Source organism: Bacillus sp. UNC437CL72CviS29, from assembly GCF_000482345.1.
In the GTDB taxonomy this organism is placed as follows: domain Bacteria; phylum Bacillota; class Bacilli; order Bacillales; family Bacillaceae_G; genus Bacillus_A; species Bacillus_A arachidis.
Genome location: NZ_AXVB01000011.1, coordinates 109,325 through 125,601 on the forward strand (window position 1 = coordinate 109,325; position 16,277 = coordinate 125,601).

The following is a 16,277-nucleotide window of genomic DNA, read 5'->3' on the forward strand; positions in this document are numbered from 1 at the left end:
TTCATACAAAGGATGATTATAAATGAGAATAACAGTATTCACCCCAACGTATAACAGAGGATATATTATAGAGAAATTATACAGATCATTACAGGAGCAAACGTATAGAAATTTTGAATGGTTAGTCATTGATGATGGATCAAGTGATAATACAGAGGAATTATTTAAAGTGTGGAAATTAGAAGAAAATTCATTTTCCATACGATACTATAAAGTTGAAAATGGAGGAAAACATAGAGCAATTAACAAGGGTGTTGATTTGGCTGAAGGAGAAATGTTTTTTATCGTAGATTCCGATGATCATGTTACGGAGGATGCATTAGAAAGTATAGTAGAATGGGAAAATAGTTTGGAGGATAAAAAATTATTTTGTGGTGTTTCTGGTAATAGGGGAGGGAGCAGTAAGGATTTTTTAGGAACAACGTTTAAAGGTGAATATGTTGATGCAACTTCACTTGAACGGAATAAATACAATATAACAGGAGATAAAGCTGAAGCCTTTTATACCGATATACTAAGGAAATACAAGTTTCATGAGTTTGAAGGGGAAAAATTTATGACAGAGGCTACGGTATGGAATCGGATGGCTTATGAAGGTTATAAAATAAGATGGTTTAATAAGACAATATATATATGTAATTATTTAGAAGATGGTTTAACAAAAAATATGAGGGATATATTTGCTAAAAGTCCGAAAGGTACCGCATATTACATAAATCAGCAAATTGAATTTTATAAGTGTGGCCTGAAAGGGAAATTATCCTATTATAATTTATATTATGATTTTGTTAAGTCTAATTTAAATGTAAAGAAAGCCGCAGAGCATTTGGGGATTCATTCGTTTACTTTAATATCAGCTATCTTGTTGGCTACATGTAAAAAATCTATATCAAGAAGGTTTTAATATGAGAGTAAAAAATTCCCTAATTAATATATCTGCTGGAATCGGAAATCAAATCATTGTCACATCTTTAAGCTTTATTTCAAGAACCGTATTTATCAATAATCTGGGCATTGAATATCTAGGTATAAATGGATTTCTTACTAATATACTTTCTATGCTTTCGTTAGCGGAGGCAGGAATAGGTGCTAGTATAATGTACAGTCTTTATAAGCCGGTCGCAGAAAATGATCAAGAAAAAATCAACATACTTATGAGATTGTATCGGAAAGCATATATGGTAATTGCCTTGATTGTCTTGTTACTCGGTTTGTCCTTAATGCCGTTTCTTGGATACTTTATTAAAGATTCGAATGTTGAAAATATTCATTGGATTTACCTTATATTTTTATTCAATACAGTTGCTCCTTATCTGTACATGCATAAGAATTCGTTTTTAAGTGTTTCTCAGAAGGGCTATATTGTAACAGGAATATATTCCATATCTTCAATTGTATCTGCTTGTCTCAAAATTGGAATACTTCACTTTACAAAAAATTATATTTTATATTTAGTTATCGACAGTATGATAACAGTTACTACTAGCATTGCTTTGGCAATCATAGTCAACAGGATGTACCCGTTTTTAAAAGATAAAGTTTCGGGTGTATTAGATGCTGAAACTAAAGATAAAATTGTTAAGAATGTGAAAGCAATTGTGTTGCAAAACATAGGAAATTACTTAGTATTAGGTACCGATAACATTATCATATCTTCATTTATTAGTGTAGCAGCAGTTGGACTGTATTCTAACTACAGTATGTTAATAGACATTTGTAGGAATTTTACTTATCAAATTTTTAATAATACATACCATAGTGTAGGGAATTTAGTAGCAAAAGAAAGTATAGAGAAGGTTTATAGTGTGTATAAGGTCTATATGCTTTTGAATTTTTGGTTATACTCATTCTTCTCTATATTATTATGTATTATAATGGAGCCCTTTATCACTTTATGGATTGGATCAGAGTATCTTATGAGTAAAAGTGTGTTGTTTGTATTAGTAATTATTTTTTATGAAAGAGGCATGAGGAACTCCATAACAACTGTGAAAACTACAGCGGGTGTTTTTCATGAGGATAGATATGCACCTTTGTTTCAAGCTGCTGTCAACCTAGCTTTTTCTATCGTACTAGTTAAATATCTGGGGATAATGGGTGTATTTCTTGGTACCCTTTTAAGTGTGATTACTGTTCCTTTCTGGCTTACCCCTTATTTAGTATACAAAAATGTATTTAATAGGCCTGTAATGGATTATTTCTTAAAATACGCCTACTACGCAGCAATAGGCATAGGAACGTATTTTATTACAAGTTTTGCGAGCAATTTCACGTTATCAAGCAATTTCTTGGAGTTATTGTTAAAGGGAATCATATGTATCATAGTTCCTAATGTGATTTATATATTGATTTTTCATAAAACAACGGAATTTAAATATTTATTTGGGATTATTAGAGGGATTTCACAAAAGTTATTAAAAAAATTTAAGTTAAATAAGGGGATTCCCTCCTAATTCGAATCAAAGTGTTGTTATATGCTATTAACACGTGTTTTAAGGGGAAAATTCAAGAGCTATAAGCTATGGAATGAAAGGATCCTTTTTATTGTTAGAGTTCATATACCCAATCTATTTAAGCTATAGAAGCATAATATATAGAAAAAAGGAAGTGGGAATATGGACGTAAACTTAAATGCGAATCTTGGGGACCTTAATGATGTAGATGTAACAACAGCATCTCCTACTCATGGTGATGTATTAACTTATGATGGCCCAAAAGCACACTGGTCTCCAAAAAAGGTACCAGTTTCAAATGCAGAGGACGTTTCAAATTCATATATATTAGAATTGGTAAGATGGAATATTAAAAACGATGGTACCAATTCTGTTGCCACTACAAAGGGGATAAATGATGCTTTGGTTTGGGCTAAGTCCCAAGGATACAATCATGTTATAATACCGAGCGGCATATATAAGTTGAAAATTGACAATACATCATTCTCGTGTATTGCCATACCAAGCGGCTTACATTTTGAAATGTCGGGAGAGTGTGTCTTACAACTGGAAACTAATTCGTCACCCTGGTATCGAGTATTTGATATTAAGGGAGTTAAAAATGTGAAAATTTCTGGTGGGAAAATAGTCGGAGATAAAAAAACACATATTTACGAAATAGGTGTGAAATTTGTAAGAGGAGGAGTGAATACTGACGGTTCATTGAATAATAATCCCAATTTTATCCGTAGTGAAATAGTGGACAGATATGAGAATCCTGGGCTCCTTAAAGCTTTTAGACTATGGTCTATCTCTGGAATAAACACCACAGCATACAGTTTTTATCAATATAAAGATACTGTTGCAATTGGCACGCTAGTCGGTTCTAGAACAAACGGTCAATTTGCTCCTGCATCTTCGACTGGGAGAGGTTGGTTCGCTCCAATAGAAGATGCTAATAAAATGATTTTTGTTATTGATATTACGTCTTCACCTTTAAGCGATGCCCAAATTGCAAAAATAAATGCAAAAGTGGACAGCCAGAATTACACTCATGAGTGGGGACAAGGAATAGAAATAAGGGGCTCAAACTTTGTGGAGATAGATTGTGTAGAAATAAGCAATTGTACAGGGGATGCCATTTCAACAGGCTGGTTAGAATATAAGATTAATCCAGCTGATTATACACAGGAACAGATGGGTTCGCATATTTACATTCATAACTGTGATATTCATAACTGCAGAAGGCAAGGGATTACTCTCGGTGGTTCAAATGACACTTATATTTTTGAAAATAAAATTTATTCAATTGGTAAAGCTGATGACGGCATTACAACCGATGGCATTGCCCCGATGTTCGGAATAGATATCGAATCCATGTGGTCTGAAAGTAACATACCGACATGGCGACCTGAATTGAATCAATCGGGGTTTGAATTGAATACTAGAATTTATATTTATAATAACTATATTTCTAATAATGCTCGTGGACATTTTGTAAATGCAGACGGCATTCATATAGTTTTGGAAAATAATATATTTGAAGGATATAACATAGGGGGAATTAGTTCTTATCAGAATAACTGGTATGTCAAATACATTCACAACACTTTCATTGGATGTGAACTCGTTGTGAAAGGGGATAATTTTGTCAATGGGGCTATATGTAATAACGGTAATATCAAACTGCAGGATATCCGAGGAGCCGTCATTCAAAATTGCCAGATAAAAAATGGTTTATTTTACGGTTCAAGCATCTATGGATATTTTGGCAGCCCTACTGTAAATGTCGCTAATGGAATGTTTTCCTATAGTACTCCACATGGAATGGGGAATGGTGCGAAAATATGTTTTGAACAATGGGTTGGCAAAGTGCCAACTGGAATTAGTGTGGATAAACTCTACTATACGATTAACGTAACGGCAACAAGTTTTCGAGTATCTGAAACATTGAATGGACCACCAATGGTCATAACTGACGCTGGAAAAGTCGGATTTAATATAAGCAGGTATGATTATGGCAGATGCTATATTTCGGACATCACAGTTGAAAGAGAGTGGCGAAGTGATAATGCGGTAACACAAAACTTTTCAGTGCTTTTGACAGGTGGAGTCATTAAGAATATTACCGTCAAGAATTATGATGTTAATATTAAGCCACCTGCTAATTATGGTGGTCGCCCTATTGCTATAGAAGGTCTCATTTTAATAGAAGGGGCCGCAGATTTGGAATGTTGTAACCTTAGTAACGGTAAATTTATAAGAGCAAAAACAAGCAGAATAGGTGGGGATATATCTTTTGGTTCCAATAATGCCCAATATACGCGAAAAATTAATGCGGATAATTGTTTGTTTCAAAATGTTGGTATAAACTTCGAAGGGAATATTGTTCATAGTTGTAACACATTTCTAAATTCTGTTATTAGGAAGACTGATAATCCTGCTGTTTCTATCATTACGCACAGCTATTTAGAAGACACTCTTCTTAGTTTACATTGGTTAACTAGGGAAAAGGCGATGACTGTAGTCAAATGTGTATTCAATAATGTATCTAGTGATATAAGCACGGCCACTAGATTGATAGATAATACTATCATCAACTGAATATGGAAAGAAAAAAACCGCTATATTTGTATAAAAATATAGCGATTTTATTATTGAGTTTAGGCGTCTGATCTTCAGGGAACGGGGAAGTGTATTTATAGCATACTGAATGAAGTTCATAGCAGAATGTAAGTTACGAATTGATTTCATTTTATACAAGAGTATGGTTGAATTAGAAGAATCCCCTAAAGGTAGTTGGAAGGTTATAGCCTCGTTCTGTAGGAAGCGCCTCAAAAAATTTTCGATAGGAGTATAATTACTTATGAAAAGGCTTTTTGATTTGTTCGTTTCTTTGTCATTATCGATGTTGTTTTCATTTCTTATTATAATAGTAGCAGTTTTAGTTAGAGTTAAGCTAGGTTCCCCTATCCTATTTAAGCAACAACGCCCAGGATTACATGGTAAGCCTTTTTTTCTGTATAAGTTTAGAACTATGACTGATGAGACAGATAGCGAGGGGAATATGCTGCCTGATAATGTAAGACTTACTAAGTTCGGTAAATTTCTTAGAAAATATAGTTTGGATGAGTTGCCACAGTTAGTTAATGTTATAAAAGGGGATTTAAGTTTGGTGGGTCCTAGACCATTATTGATGGAATATTTGGAGCTATATACAGAAGAACAGGCTAGGCGGCACAATGTAAGACCAGGAATTACAGGGTGGGCTCAAGTGAATGGAAGAAACGCAATTTCATGGGAAGAAAAATTCGATTTTGATGTGTGGTATGTGAAAAATCGTACTTTTTTTCTTGATATGAAAATTTTGTTATTGACGGTGAAGAAGGTATCTAAATCGGAAGGCATTAACCAAGTTGGGCATGTAACTATTGAGAAATTTACTGGTACTAAGGACTTTTGAGGAGGTGAAATGAATGCAAATAATCATGATTGGGGCAGGTGGTCATAGTAAGGTTATCCAAGATATTATACTATCATCATATGGGAATTATGAAATTATTGGTCGATTAGATGATATGTATGAACAATTAAGAGTTGAGGATGGCGTATATTTTGGACCTATTTCTGCAGCTAGAAAATTAATGAATGAACATACAGATGTAAGGTTCGTGGTAGCTATAGGAAATAACAGAACACGAAAACGAATTATGGAGCAGTTAGAGATTCCCAGTCATCGTTATGTGACGCTTATACATAAGCAAGCTATCGTTAGTTTAAGTGCAAAGATTGGAGCTGGTACGGTTATTATGCCAGGTGCAATTGTTAATGCAGATGTTGAAATTGGGAATCACGTTATTGTCAATTCAGGCGCTATTATTGAACATGATAATAGGGTAAAAGATTTTGCACATATTTCCCCCAATGCTGTACTTACGGGATCTGTTACTGTAGGAACAGGAGTACATATAGGAGTAGGAGCTAATGTAATTCCCAATATTACAATTGGTGACTGGTCCATTATCGGTGCCGGGGCAACAGTAATCTGTGATATTGCAGCAAATTGTACAGCAGTGGGCGTTCCAGCTAGAGTAATAAAAAAAGAACTGTAGGATGGTGTTTAAAGTGGTATATTCACAGGAAAAAACAAGAATCTATCTCTCCGCCCCACATATGAGCGGTAATGAACAAAAATATATAAAAGAAGCATTTGATATGAATTGGATCGCTCCACTTGGCCCAAATGTGGATGCATTTGAAAGCGAGCTTTCATCTCACGTGGGAGTTCGTGATGCAGCTGCAGTTAGTTCAGGAACCTCTGCTATTCATTTAGCGCTGCGTTTATTGGATGTAGAAGATGGTGATACGATATTTTGTTCAAGTCTTACTTTTATAGCAAGTGCAAATCCAATTTTATATTTAGGTGCTACACCGGTGTTTATTGATTCAGAGCCTGAAACATGGAATATGTCACCACAAGCTTTAGAATGTGCATTGCATGATGCAAATGAAAAGGGAATGCTGCCAAAAGCGGTAATTGTTGTAAATCTATATGGACAAAGTGCTAAAATGGATGAAATTCTCTCATTATGTAATAAATATGAAGTTCCAATAATTGAGGACGCAGCAGAATCACTTGGTTCTTACTACAAAGGTAAGGCGAGTGGAACATTTGGGAAGTTTGGGATTTATTCGTTTAACGGAAATAAAATCATTACAACCTCAGGTGGAGGAATGCTTGTATCTAATGATGTTGAGGCATTAAGAAAAGCAAGGTTTTTAGCTACTCAGGCAAGAGATCCTGCCCCACATTATCAACACAGTGTAATAGGATATAACTATCGAATGAGTAATGTTTTGGCAGGTATAGGTAGAGCACAGTTGCAAATTCTCCAAGATAGGGTACAGGCAAGAAGAAAAATATTTGATAGATACTATCAAGAATTATCTCATATTCCAGGTGTACAGTTTATGCCTGAGTTAGAGGATACTTATTCAAATCGATGGCTTACGGTTCTTACTATAGATGAAGAAAAAACAGGAGTATCGATTCAGGAATTACTGAAACACCTGGAAAATGAAAATATTGAGGCACGCCCTGTTTGGAAGCCTCTTCACATGCAACCCCTATTTAAGGGAACAACTTATTACCCTCATAGTGATTGCGAAGATATTGCTAGAAAATTATTTGAAACTGGATTCTGTCTTCCATCTGGATCAGGTATGACAGAAAAAGATCAGACAAGAGTTATTACATGTATCAAAAATGCGTTGACAATAAATGTTGGTATATAAAAAGAAACAATAAGAGAATTTTAATAGGATATAGGTTAATGGACTAGGAGGATTCAATATCTAATTTAGTTCGGTTTTTGTGAAATTTCATTTTGTGGAAATAAACCTCTTTTGAATGAAAGTCAAGGCAATCCCTATAGAGAGCGAAATAGTAAGCGTACATAATTTTGTGGTAAATACGAATTATGTTTTTGGTTAGCATTATCAATGGTGAACGCATATTATATGACCTCCTTAGTAAAAATGGTATAACTATAGAAAGTTACTTGCCTTTTGTTCAAGTATAAAGAAACAGCTATGTTGAATAACATGGCTGCTTCTATTAAAGCAGCAGAGGAATATAAAATATGTTTTTTAATTAGCATGTTTATACTAAACTATATAAAATATCATAGCACAAAAATTATGTTAATATCAAAAAAATGAAAAAATATGGAGATAAAGCCATTTATTTGCAAGATATAATTTTATTATTCATTTTTTAATTATCCAAAAAAGAGGGGTTAACATTTAATATTTGGAGTATATAGATACTTGACAATACAATAGTGAAATGATAACCTGGGTTTATATTCTTTATAAAGAATATAAATACTTTATTGATATATTAAATTTATCTATTTTTATTTGAATCAACAAACAAATACATAATACTTTTTAGCGAAAATAAGAAAATTATACCCTTGTTCTTTTTTTGAATATCAAAATTAGAAGGCGAGGGTTTATTTATAAGGTAGATAGCCTGAAAATTTCAACTTTAAAATCTGTTATGCGGAAACACGGTAGTTTGAGAAAGGATTTTTCCGGTATATAAATAACGTTTTATTGATATATCTGGTAATTATCTTATTTATCGGGTTTGCCCTTACTTGTTTCGTAGCGGGAGGAAAGAAATGAGCGCAATAGCTGGAATTTATCATTTAAATAGGGAACCCATACCGTTTGAGCATAGCAATGGAATCATGTCAGCTTTATCTCGTTATCCAGCCGATAGTACCAATACGTGGCACAAGGAAAATATTTTTTTGGGTGCCCATATGAAATGGATAACACCCCAATCTATCAACGAACAATTACCTTATTATGATTATGAAAAGCAATTGGTCATAACGGCTGATGCTATTATTGATAATCGCGATGAATTATTTGATAGATTACAAGTGGAACAGGCACTTAGAAGGGAGATGCCTGACAGTAAGCTGATTTTATTGGCTTATCAAAAGTGGGGGGAAAATGCGCCGAAATATTTGATTGGCGATTTTGCTTTTATGATTTGGGACGAAAGAAAACGCTTACTTTTCGGTGCGCGTGATTTTTCGGGAAGCAGAACATTTTACTTCTTCCGTAATCAAAATCGATTTGCCTTTTGTACCAGTATAGGACCACTATTTTCCTTACCTTACGTCGGGAAGGATTTAAATGAGCAGTGGTTAGCTGAATATTTAGCGATACCTAATATGCTTGATACGATAGATGCTTTTTCTACAGTCCATAAAAATATAGAACAAGTACCTCCTTCTCATACTATTTCTGTAGTCGATGGAAAAGTTAGTATTTCGAAATATGACGTGTTATTTGTAGGAGAGAAGTTGCATCTCAAATCAAATCAAGAGTATGAAGAGGCATTTCGGGACGTATTTGAAAGTGCAGTGACATCAAGATTGCGTACGCACCGTAATGTTGGTTCCCATTTAAGTGGAGGATTAGATTCAGGTGCTGTTGCTAGCTTTGCTGCAAGAGCCTTGCAAAAGGAAAATAAAAAATTATATACATACAGCTCTGTACCTGCAGAAGGATTTATTGATTGGACTCGTAGTCATATGGTTGCAGATGAGAAGCCGTTTATCCAATCTACAGTACAGCATGTAGGGAATATTACGGATCATTATTTGAATTTCCCAGGGAGAAATTCATTCTCTGAAATTGATGATTGGCTTGATATTATGGAAATGCCCTATAAATTCTTTGAAAATTCTATTTGGGTAAAGGGAATTTATGAAAAAGCCCAGCAACAAGGAGTTGGAGTGCTCTTAAATGGAGCGAGGGGGAATTTTACCATCTCTTGGGGACCAGCTCTAGATTATTATGCAGTTTTACTTAAAAAGTTCAAATGGTTCCAACTTTATCATGAAATCGACTTATACGGTAAAAGTATTGGAGTCAAAAAGTCACGAATACTGAAAGTCGTAGGACAGAAGGCATATCCATCTATAAATAACATGTTCTCTCCACAACAGCAATATGAGTTGCCGACGTTAGTCAATCCAGAACTTGCAAAACGTACTGATGTATTCAACAAACTGGAGGAACATGGTGTTAAAGTAACGGGGGCTTCTATACCTAACATATATGAAATAAGGCAGAAACATTTTGAGCAGTTAAATTTATGGAATACCACTGGTACAAGTGGTACAAAACTTTCCTTGCGCTATGGCTTGCAGGGGCATGATCCGACGAATGACTTACGAGTAATTCGATTTTGTTTATCTCTACCACTCGAACAATTTGTTCAAAATGGCTTAAATCGGGCACTTATCCGAAGATCTACAAAGGGATTGCTTCCTGACAAAGTAAGGTTGAATCAACGTGTGCGAGGGATACAGGCTGCCGATGTGATTCATCGCATGATTCCTTCATGGAAAATGTTTATCGAGGAACTAAAACAGCTTAGCACAGATCCTGTAGCTTCTAACTTTTTTAATATGGAAATCATTAAGAGTGCGATTTTGAAAATTCAAGGAGAACCACAGCCAGAAAACGTGTTTGATCCTGATTTTAGAATTTTAATGCGCAGTCTTATCGTTTATCGATTTATCAAGAAATTTATTTGAAGGGAGGTGAAACTATGAAACAAGAATGGCAATCACCAGTATTAGAAGTGCTTGATATCAACATGACAATGGCTGGACCTGGAAAACGAATTGTTGACCAAGTGTTTGAAGATGAGGATGAGCAAGGCACACTTAGCCACAGCTAATGCACTAATATTTAAATGAGATTTATATGCTTTACAGCCCTTATATAGTTTAACAACGGTATAAGGGTTTTTTCTAATCAATTTTTCAACTAGGTGGAGTGAGAAAGATGATACATACTGTAAAGAAAGTGGTTTACAAAGCCTTCGGATTAACCCTATTAAGTGAGATTCCTCTGCCGGAATTGCCTCAATTAAACAATTATGAAAATGAAGTAGACGTCAGAATCGAAACTGCAGATTTGTCCAAGTTATGGAAGGAGTTATCCTCCAAAAAGTCAGCATTCGTAGTCGAAGAAGAATTAGTTATGTTTCAAATCCCCGAAACAGCCACGTTTTGTATTCAAAATGGAGAAAAAATTATCGTTTCACCTATGGAAGGATCTGACCAAGATAAGATTAGGCTTTATATTCTTGGAACTTGCATGGGCGCATTATTGATGCAAAGAAAAATACTTCCCTTGCATGGAAGTGCAATAGCCATCAATGGGAAGGTATATGCTTTTGTAGGAAGATCGGGAGCTGGAAAGTCAACTCTTGCATCAGCTCTCTTGAGCAAGGGATATCAACTTTTAAGTGATGATGTAATTGCGGTATCTCTTTCTGAGGATAATATTCCTTTTGTTACACCCTCTTATCCACAACAAAAGTTATGGAAAGAGAGTCTTGATCAATTTGGAATGGAAACAACGCATTATCAGCCTTTATTTGAAAGAGAGACCAAATATGCTGTACCAGTGTCGTCAAGCTTTTTCAATGAGCCGTTACCGCTTGCGGGTGTATTTGAATTGGTGAAAACGGAAAATGAGAATGTTGAAATTCAGCGTATTGAAGGATTAGAAAGGTTACGTACATTGCTACGCCATACATATCGAAATTCATTAATCCCGCGATTGGGGATGATGGAATGGCATTTTATGAACTCTACAAATATTGTAAATAAGGTGGAGATGTTTCAATTAAGGCGCCCTATTTCAAAGTTTACGGCGCATGATTTAGTATCCACAGTCCTAGAGTCTTTAAAAGAGGAGGAAAAATAATGATTACTAACAAAAAAATTTCATTAAACAGTTTTATCGTACAGGGTCAAGAAAATGTAGTGAGTGATATGGATGGAGAGAAAGTGATGATGAGCATCCATAATGGAAAATACTACAATTTAGGAGGGATAGGCGGTGAAATTTGGGAGTTAATAAATGAATTGATATCAGTTAATCAATTGGTCAATGTATTAATGTCCCGATATATGATTGAAGAGGCAGAATGTCAGGAACAAGTACTCTCTTTCTTGAATCACTTGTATGCAGAAGGATTAATCTTGGTTGGGGATAAAAATTGATTTATAGCTGAATGTTTCAGATTTAATAGATTAGGAGTAGGATCGATGAATATCATAAATAAAGCAAAAGCTTTCTTATCGTTCGATATGGGAACAAAATTATTACTTATAGAAGCTTTCTTTTATTTAGGTTGGGCTCGTATTCTTAAAAGTATACCGTTTTCTAAAGCTGCTCCTATATTAGGAATTCATATGGCAGAAACGTCTTTAAGCTATGATGAGTCGGAAAAGATTACGTTAAGGAAAATTTCTCAAGCAGTGCATATGATGAGCCGTTATACATTTTGGGAAAGCCAATGTCTTGTTAAAGCTATCGCTGCAATGAAAATGTTGGAGAAGCGTCAAATTGAAAGCACCCTTTACTTGGGGACCGCGAAAGATGAGACAGGAAATATGATTGCCCATGCGTGGTTACGTAGCGGGCCCTTTTATATTACTGGCGTAGAAGAAATGAAGAGATTTACTGTTGTTAGTAAATTTGCAAAAAGGATAGGGTAAAAAAATCTTGAAGGAGAATGAGATGGATACCGGTTGTAATCTTGATTTGAGCCATTTGCCTAAAGAACTAAAATTGTTACTTGAAATTATAAAGAAGGAAGATAAAGAGATACAAACAATCCCAAAAGATTGGTTTATCGATATTGATTGGAACAAATTTCTGAAATTGGCGCTGCATCATCGCATGTATGCCTTCATTTATACAAAAATGAAGAATATCGATAATCAACTCATTCCTTCGCATGTTGTACAAGTGTTAAGTACATACTTTAAAAGGAATACATTTCATATGCTTCATTTAAGTGGAGAAATGGGAAAGATAAGCAAATTATTTGCCGAAAATCAGCTCCGGCTCCTATTTTTGAAAGGACCTATTCTTGGGGTAGATTTATATGGAGATATTTCTCTTAGAACATCTGGGGATCTGGACGCTCTTGTTCCTATAGATGATCTTGAAAAAGTAAATGAAATACTTGTAAAGAATGGTTATGTCAAAGAGGAAGATTTTCCAACAGTTATGAATGAATGGAAGTGGAGACGCCATCATACAACTTATATGCATCCAATGAGTAAGGTGAAATTGGAGATTCATTGGCGTCTACAACCAGGCCCTGGAAAGGAACAAAACTTTGATGAGTTGTGGGGACGAAAAAGAATGAGCCCTATTACGAATTATCCTGTCTATTTTCTAGGTAGAGAGGATTTGTTTATGTTTCTTGTGACTCATGGGACTAGGCATGGTTGGTCCAGGCTTCGATGGTTAACAGACATTGACCGTATGGTAAGGCAAGAAATAGATTGGAAAGAACTTACTGTTCTGTTGAAAAGATATGGATGCAAGCAGTTAGTAGGTCAGGCGCTTATTTTATCTTCCGAGCTTTTAGATACTCTTATAATAGAAGAAGAGGCAAAAGTATTAATGTCAGGGAGAAGGGTAACGCAGTTAGCGCAGCTTGCTATATATTACTTGGAAAATATGATTAACTTGCATACAGATCCCGTTCCAGAAGAAGTTTCAAAATATCATGAGCGATATTTATATTTGTTAAAAACAAGCTCTCAAAAGCTACTGTTTCATCTTAGCTGGTTATACCCTTACCCTCAGGATGTGGAAACTTTACCACTACCAAAACAATTGCATGTTTTGTATTTTCCTTTGCGGCCAGTTTTATGGGCTTGGAGGAAAACGAGATACCGTAAGGAGATGTAAAAATGAGAAATATTTTATACTTTACAAAGCAGTTATACTCTTTTACTGGAAACATTCTCATTATTAATCTCTTGGGAATGGTATCTGTCAGTCTTGTAGAAGGAATCGGTATTTTATTATTAATCCCTATGCTAAGTATTAGCGGGATTGCGAATATGAACGAAAAAGCAAGCCCACTTTCAGGAGCTTTGGGATTTTTAAGTGATTTTCCGGCAACTTTAGGGTTACCACTTGTATTAGGGATCTATATCGTATTGGTTGTGGGACAAGCTGTTTTGCAAAGTAATATAACGATTCGCAATGCGAAAATTCAGATACGTTTTATTAATCACTTGAGACTGGAAACGTATCGTGGATTGTTGCAGGCCAATTGGAGTTTTTTTGTGAAAAAAAGAAAGTCGGATCTTATTAACTCTTTAACGACGGAATTAGGGCGTGTTAGTGCAGGTACTAACTTATTTTTACAATTGCTTACTTCGTTGATTTTCACATTCATACAGATTGGCCTTGCTTTTTGGTTATCCGCAGATATAACACTCTTTGTACTATGTTGCGGTGTAGTGCTTGCCTTTTTTTCCCGAAGATTTATTAAGAAATCGAAACGGTTAGGTGGCCGGACCTCAGAGAATTCAAAAGCCTATCTTGCAGGCATAACGGATCATTTTAATGGGATTAAGGATATAAAGAGCAACCTCCTAGAACAATCTCGTTATATGTGGCTACGTAATTGGACGGAAGATGTGGAACGTGAACAGCTTGCATATATTAAGGTGAGAAATAATTCCCAGCTTTTTTATAAGATCGCATCAGCGATTTCCATAGCCCTCCTGATTCTGCTATCGGTCAAGTTGTTCCGGACACAGACTGAGCAATTATTATTAATTATTCTTATATTTTCTCGATTGTGGCCGCGATTTTCAGGTATACAATCCAATATGGAGCAAATTGCAGCGAATCTGCCTGCTTTTAAAGCTTTGCTGGACTTACAGGAAGAATGTAAGAAAAGTATAGAATTGCAAGATGTAGAACAAAATTATAATTTTTTGAAGCCTATTCAGATAGAGCAATCTATTGAGTGCCGCAATATCTCTTTCCGTTACAATAAACAGGATTCTATATATGCCCTGGAAAATATCAATTTGAGTATTCCATCCAATTGTATGACGGCCATCTCAGGGCGTTCTGGTGCTGGAAAAAGTACATTGATCGATATTGTAATGGGGCTTCTTCAGCCAGAGAGCGGTCAATTATTAATAGATAATAAACCGTTAACGAGTAAAAATCTATTGTCATTGAGGAAATCAATTAGCTATGTTTCTCAAGATCCATTTCTATTCAATGCTAGTATAAGGGATAATTTGAGAATGGTTGAGCCAGATGCGAGTGAAGAGCAAATCTGGGAGGCATTGGATTTTTCCGCTTCTGCTGAGTTTGTCAGTAGGCTTCCACAGGGATTGGATACACTTATCGGCGATAGGGGGGTTAAACTCTCAGGAGGGGAACGGCAACGACTTGTTCTTGCGAGAGCGATACTTCGGAAACCTTCTATTTTAGTATTAGATGAGGCAACAAGTGCGTTGGATGCTGAAAATGAAGCGAAAATACAAGAAGCATTGGAAAGATTGAAAGGAAGCATGACAATTATTGTCATTGCACACAGATTATCTACTATACGTAAAGCTGATCAAGTGATTGTAATGGATCAAGGGCAAATTATTCAAAGTGGCGGTTTTACTCAATTAGCAAAAGATAAAAGTGGGTTGTTTAGTAGCCTACTTGGTCAACAGGCTAAGATAAACATTTAAATATGGCCAGTTACAATTATTTTTTATAATCTTAAGGAATACACTGCCTTTACTTTTTTCGGATCGGTAACATAATTTGATTATTTATGATTTGGGGGATAATTGGTATTTGTGTACTGGTCTTTTTATGGAAATATAAGCTCAATTTAATTATGTGTACAGTATAAAAGTGAAAATACTTTTTGTAATTATTAATATACCATCTATATACATGTATAAATATTCGTGTTATGATTGAACATGGAACCTGATTTTATTTATACCATATAACAAAAAGCAGCGAGACCCCTTGTTTTTAGGACGAGGGGTCTTTTCTATTTTCATTTTAGATAATGAGATTTTTCTATATAATTCTCTTTTAAGGATAGTTAGAATTTCATAAGAATATTTATTATAAGCTGTTTAAATGAAAGAATTAAATATACCTCTAGATCATGTGAAAAAACACCAATATTGGAGTGGGAAAAGCTCTCCAGCAATTATGATTAAACGTAATGGTTGGAATGCTTTTTTAAATGAGGCAAAAGATTATTATGATGAAAATAGTGGAAATCAGAATCAAGCAAAGAACAGTATAATGAATATTGCTACTATGAAGATGAATATTAATAGTATTTAAATATAATAAAAAATGGATGTTTTAGAAATAGAAATGGCGATCTTAAAATTTGTAGATGGCGTAATCTCATTAGCACAAGAGCTCTTAAAAACGGTAATACAATTT

The 16,277-nt window shown here is 34.9% G+C and carries 14 protein-coding genes; all 14 read left to right on the forward strand.

The features are described from left to right. Positions 1-22 precede the first annotated feature (22 nt). The 14 genes from M014_RS0111775 (at position 23) to M014_RS0111845 (ending at position 16,172) form a co-directional block, all read left to right on the forward strand. Positions 23-904: a glycosyltransferase family 2 protein gene (locus tag M014_RS0111775; protein ID WP_026591912.1), complete on the forward strand. Its 882-nt coding sequence runs from the start codon at positions 23-25 to the stop codon at positions 902-904. A gap of 1 nt (position 905) precedes the next feature. Continuing rightward, positions 906-2,453 (forward strand): lipopolysaccharide biosynthesis protein, encoded by a 1,548-nt coding sequence (locus M014_RS0111780; protein WP_026591913.1) that lies wholly within the window; start codon positions 906-908, stop codon positions 2,451-2,453. Positions 2,454-2,615: 162 nt separating this feature from the next. Further along, complete coding sequence (locus tag M014_RS0111785; protein WP_026591914.1) at positions 2,616-5,036, forward strand: right-handed parallel beta-helix repeat-containing protein; 2,421 nt, start codon at positions 2,616-2,618, stop codon at positions 5,034-5,036. A gap of 262 nt (positions 5,037-5,298) precedes the next feature. Further along, positions 5,299-5,895 carry a sugar transferase gene (locus M014_RS0111790; RefSeq protein ID WP_026591915.1) on the forward strand — a complete coding sequence of 199 codons (597 nt, stop codon included), beginning with the start codon at positions 5,299-5,301 and terminating at the stop codon, positions 5,893-5,895. Positions 5,896-5,908: 13 nt separating this feature from the next. Next, entirely contained in the window at positions 5,909-6,544 is a 636-nt protein-coding gene (locus M014_RS0111795) for an acetyltransferase (protein ID WP_026591916.1), read from the forward strand. A 13-nt stretch (positions 6,545-6,557) separates the two neighbouring features. Next, positions 6,558-7,727, forward strand: a complete 1,170-nt coding sequence (locus M014_RS0111800) for a DegT/DnrJ/EryC1/StrS family aminotransferase (RefSeq protein ID WP_026591917.1) — start codon at positions 6,558-6,560, stop codon at positions 7,725-7,727. Positions 7,728-8,620: 893 nt separating this feature from the next. After that, complete coding sequence (locus tag M014_RS0111810) at positions 8,621-10,558, forward strand: lasso peptide isopeptide bond-forming cyclase (protein WP_026591918.1); 1,938 nt, start codon at positions 8,621-8,623, stop codon at positions 10,556-10,558. 14 nt (positions 10,559-10,572) lie between these two features. Next, positions 10,573-10,704, forward strand: coding sequence for a paeninodin family lasso peptide (locus tag M014_RS29170; RefSeq protein WP_026591919.1), 132 nt, complete (start codon positions 10,573-10,575; stop codon positions 10,702-10,704). Between the two features lie 107 nt (positions 10,705-10,811). Next, the gene (locus M014_RS0111820) at positions 10,812-11,741 is read left to right on the forward strand and encodes an aldolase (RefSeq protein WP_026591920.1); all 930 of its coding nucleotides are present in this window, start codon (positions 10,812-10,814) and stop codon (positions 11,739-11,741) included. Then, complete coding sequence (locus tag M014_RS0111825; protein WP_026591921.1) at positions 11,741-12,040, forward strand: lasso peptide biosynthesis PqqD family chaperone; 300 nt, start codon at positions 11,741-11,743, stop codon at positions 12,038-12,040. The genes M014_RS0111820 and M014_RS0111825 overlap by 1 nt, the downstream gene beginning before the upstream one ends. Positions 12,041-12,085: 45 nt before the next feature. Continuing rightward, positions 12,086-12,538 (forward strand): lasso peptide biosynthesis B2 protein, encoded by a 453-nt coding sequence (locus M014_RS0111830; protein WP_026591922.1) that lies wholly within the window; start codon positions 12,086-12,088, stop codon positions 12,536-12,538. Between the two features lie 22 nt (positions 12,539-12,560). Continuing rightward, on the forward strand, positions 12,561-13,748 hold the full coding sequence (locus M014_RS0111835) for a nucleotidyltransferase domain-containing protein (protein WP_026591923.1): 1,188 nt from the start codon (positions 12,561-12,563) through the stop codon (positions 13,746-13,748). A 2-nt stretch (positions 13,749-13,750) separates the two neighbouring features. Beyond that, positions 13,751-15,553 (forward strand): ABC transporter ATP-binding protein, encoded by a 1,803-nt coding sequence (locus tag M014_RS0111840; protein WP_026591924.1) that lies wholly within the window; start codon positions 13,751-13,753, stop codon positions 15,551-15,553. Positions 15,554-15,959: 406 nt separating this feature from the next. Beyond that, positions 15,960-16,172, forward strand: a complete 213-nt coding sequence (locus M014_RS0111845) for a hypothetical protein (protein WP_026591925.1) — start codon at positions 15,960-15,962, stop codon at positions 16,170-16,172. Positions 16,173-16,277 lie beyond the last annotated feature (105 nt).

Excerpts from the sequence above, each read along its gene's own strand:
- M014_RS0111790 (WP_026591915.1), top strand. The coding sequence starts at position 5,299 with ATGAAAAGGCTTTTTGATTTGTTCGTTTCTTTGTCATTATCGATGTTG.
- M014_RS0111820 (WP_026591920.1), top strand. The coding sequence starts at position 10,812 with ATGATACATACTGTAAAGAAAGTGGTTTACAAAGCCTTCGGATTAACC.
- M014_RS0111775 (WP_026591912.1), top strand. The coding sequence starts at position 23 with ATGAGAATAACAGTATTCACCCCAACGTATAACAGAGGATATATTATA.
- M014_RS0111840 (WP_026591924.1), top strand. The coding sequence starts at position 13,751 with ATGAGAAATATTTTATACTTTACAAAGCAGTTATACTCTTTTACTGGA.
- M014_RS0111835 (WP_026591923.1), top strand. The coding sequence starts at position 12,561 with ATGGATACCGGTTGTAATCTTGATTTGAGCCATTTGCCTAAAGAACTA.
- M014_RS29170 (WP_026591919.1), top strand. The coding sequence starts at position 10,573 with ATGAAACAAGAATGGCAATCACCAGTATTAGAAGTGCTTGATATCAAC.
- M014_RS0111830 (WP_026591922.1), top strand. The coding sequence starts at position 12,086 with ATGAATATCATAAATAAAGCAAAAGCTTTCTTATCGTTCGATATGGGA.
- M014_RS0111785 (WP_026591914.1), top strand. The coding sequence starts at position 2,616 with ATGGACGTAAACTTAAATGCGAATCTTGGGGACCTTAATGATGTAGAT.
- M014_RS0111845 (WP_026591925.1), top strand. The coding sequence starts at position 15,960 with ATGAAAGAATTAAATATACCTCTAGATCATGTGAAAAAACACCAATAT.
- M014_RS0111795 (WP_026591916.1), top strand. The coding sequence starts at position 5,909 with ATGCAAATAATCATGATTGGGGCAGGTGGTCATAGTAAGGTTATCCAA.
- M014_RS0111810 (WP_026591918.1), top strand. The coding sequence starts at position 8,621 with ATGAGCGCAATAGCTGGAATTTATCATTTAAATAGGGAACCCATACCG.
- M014_RS0111825 (WP_026591921.1), top strand. The coding sequence starts at position 11,741 with ATGATTACTAACAAAAAAATTTCATTAAACAGTTTTATCGTACAGGGT.
- M014_RS0111780 (WP_026591913.1), top strand. The coding sequence starts at position 906 with ATGAGAGTAAAAAATTCCCTAATTAATATATCTGCTGGAATCGGAAAT.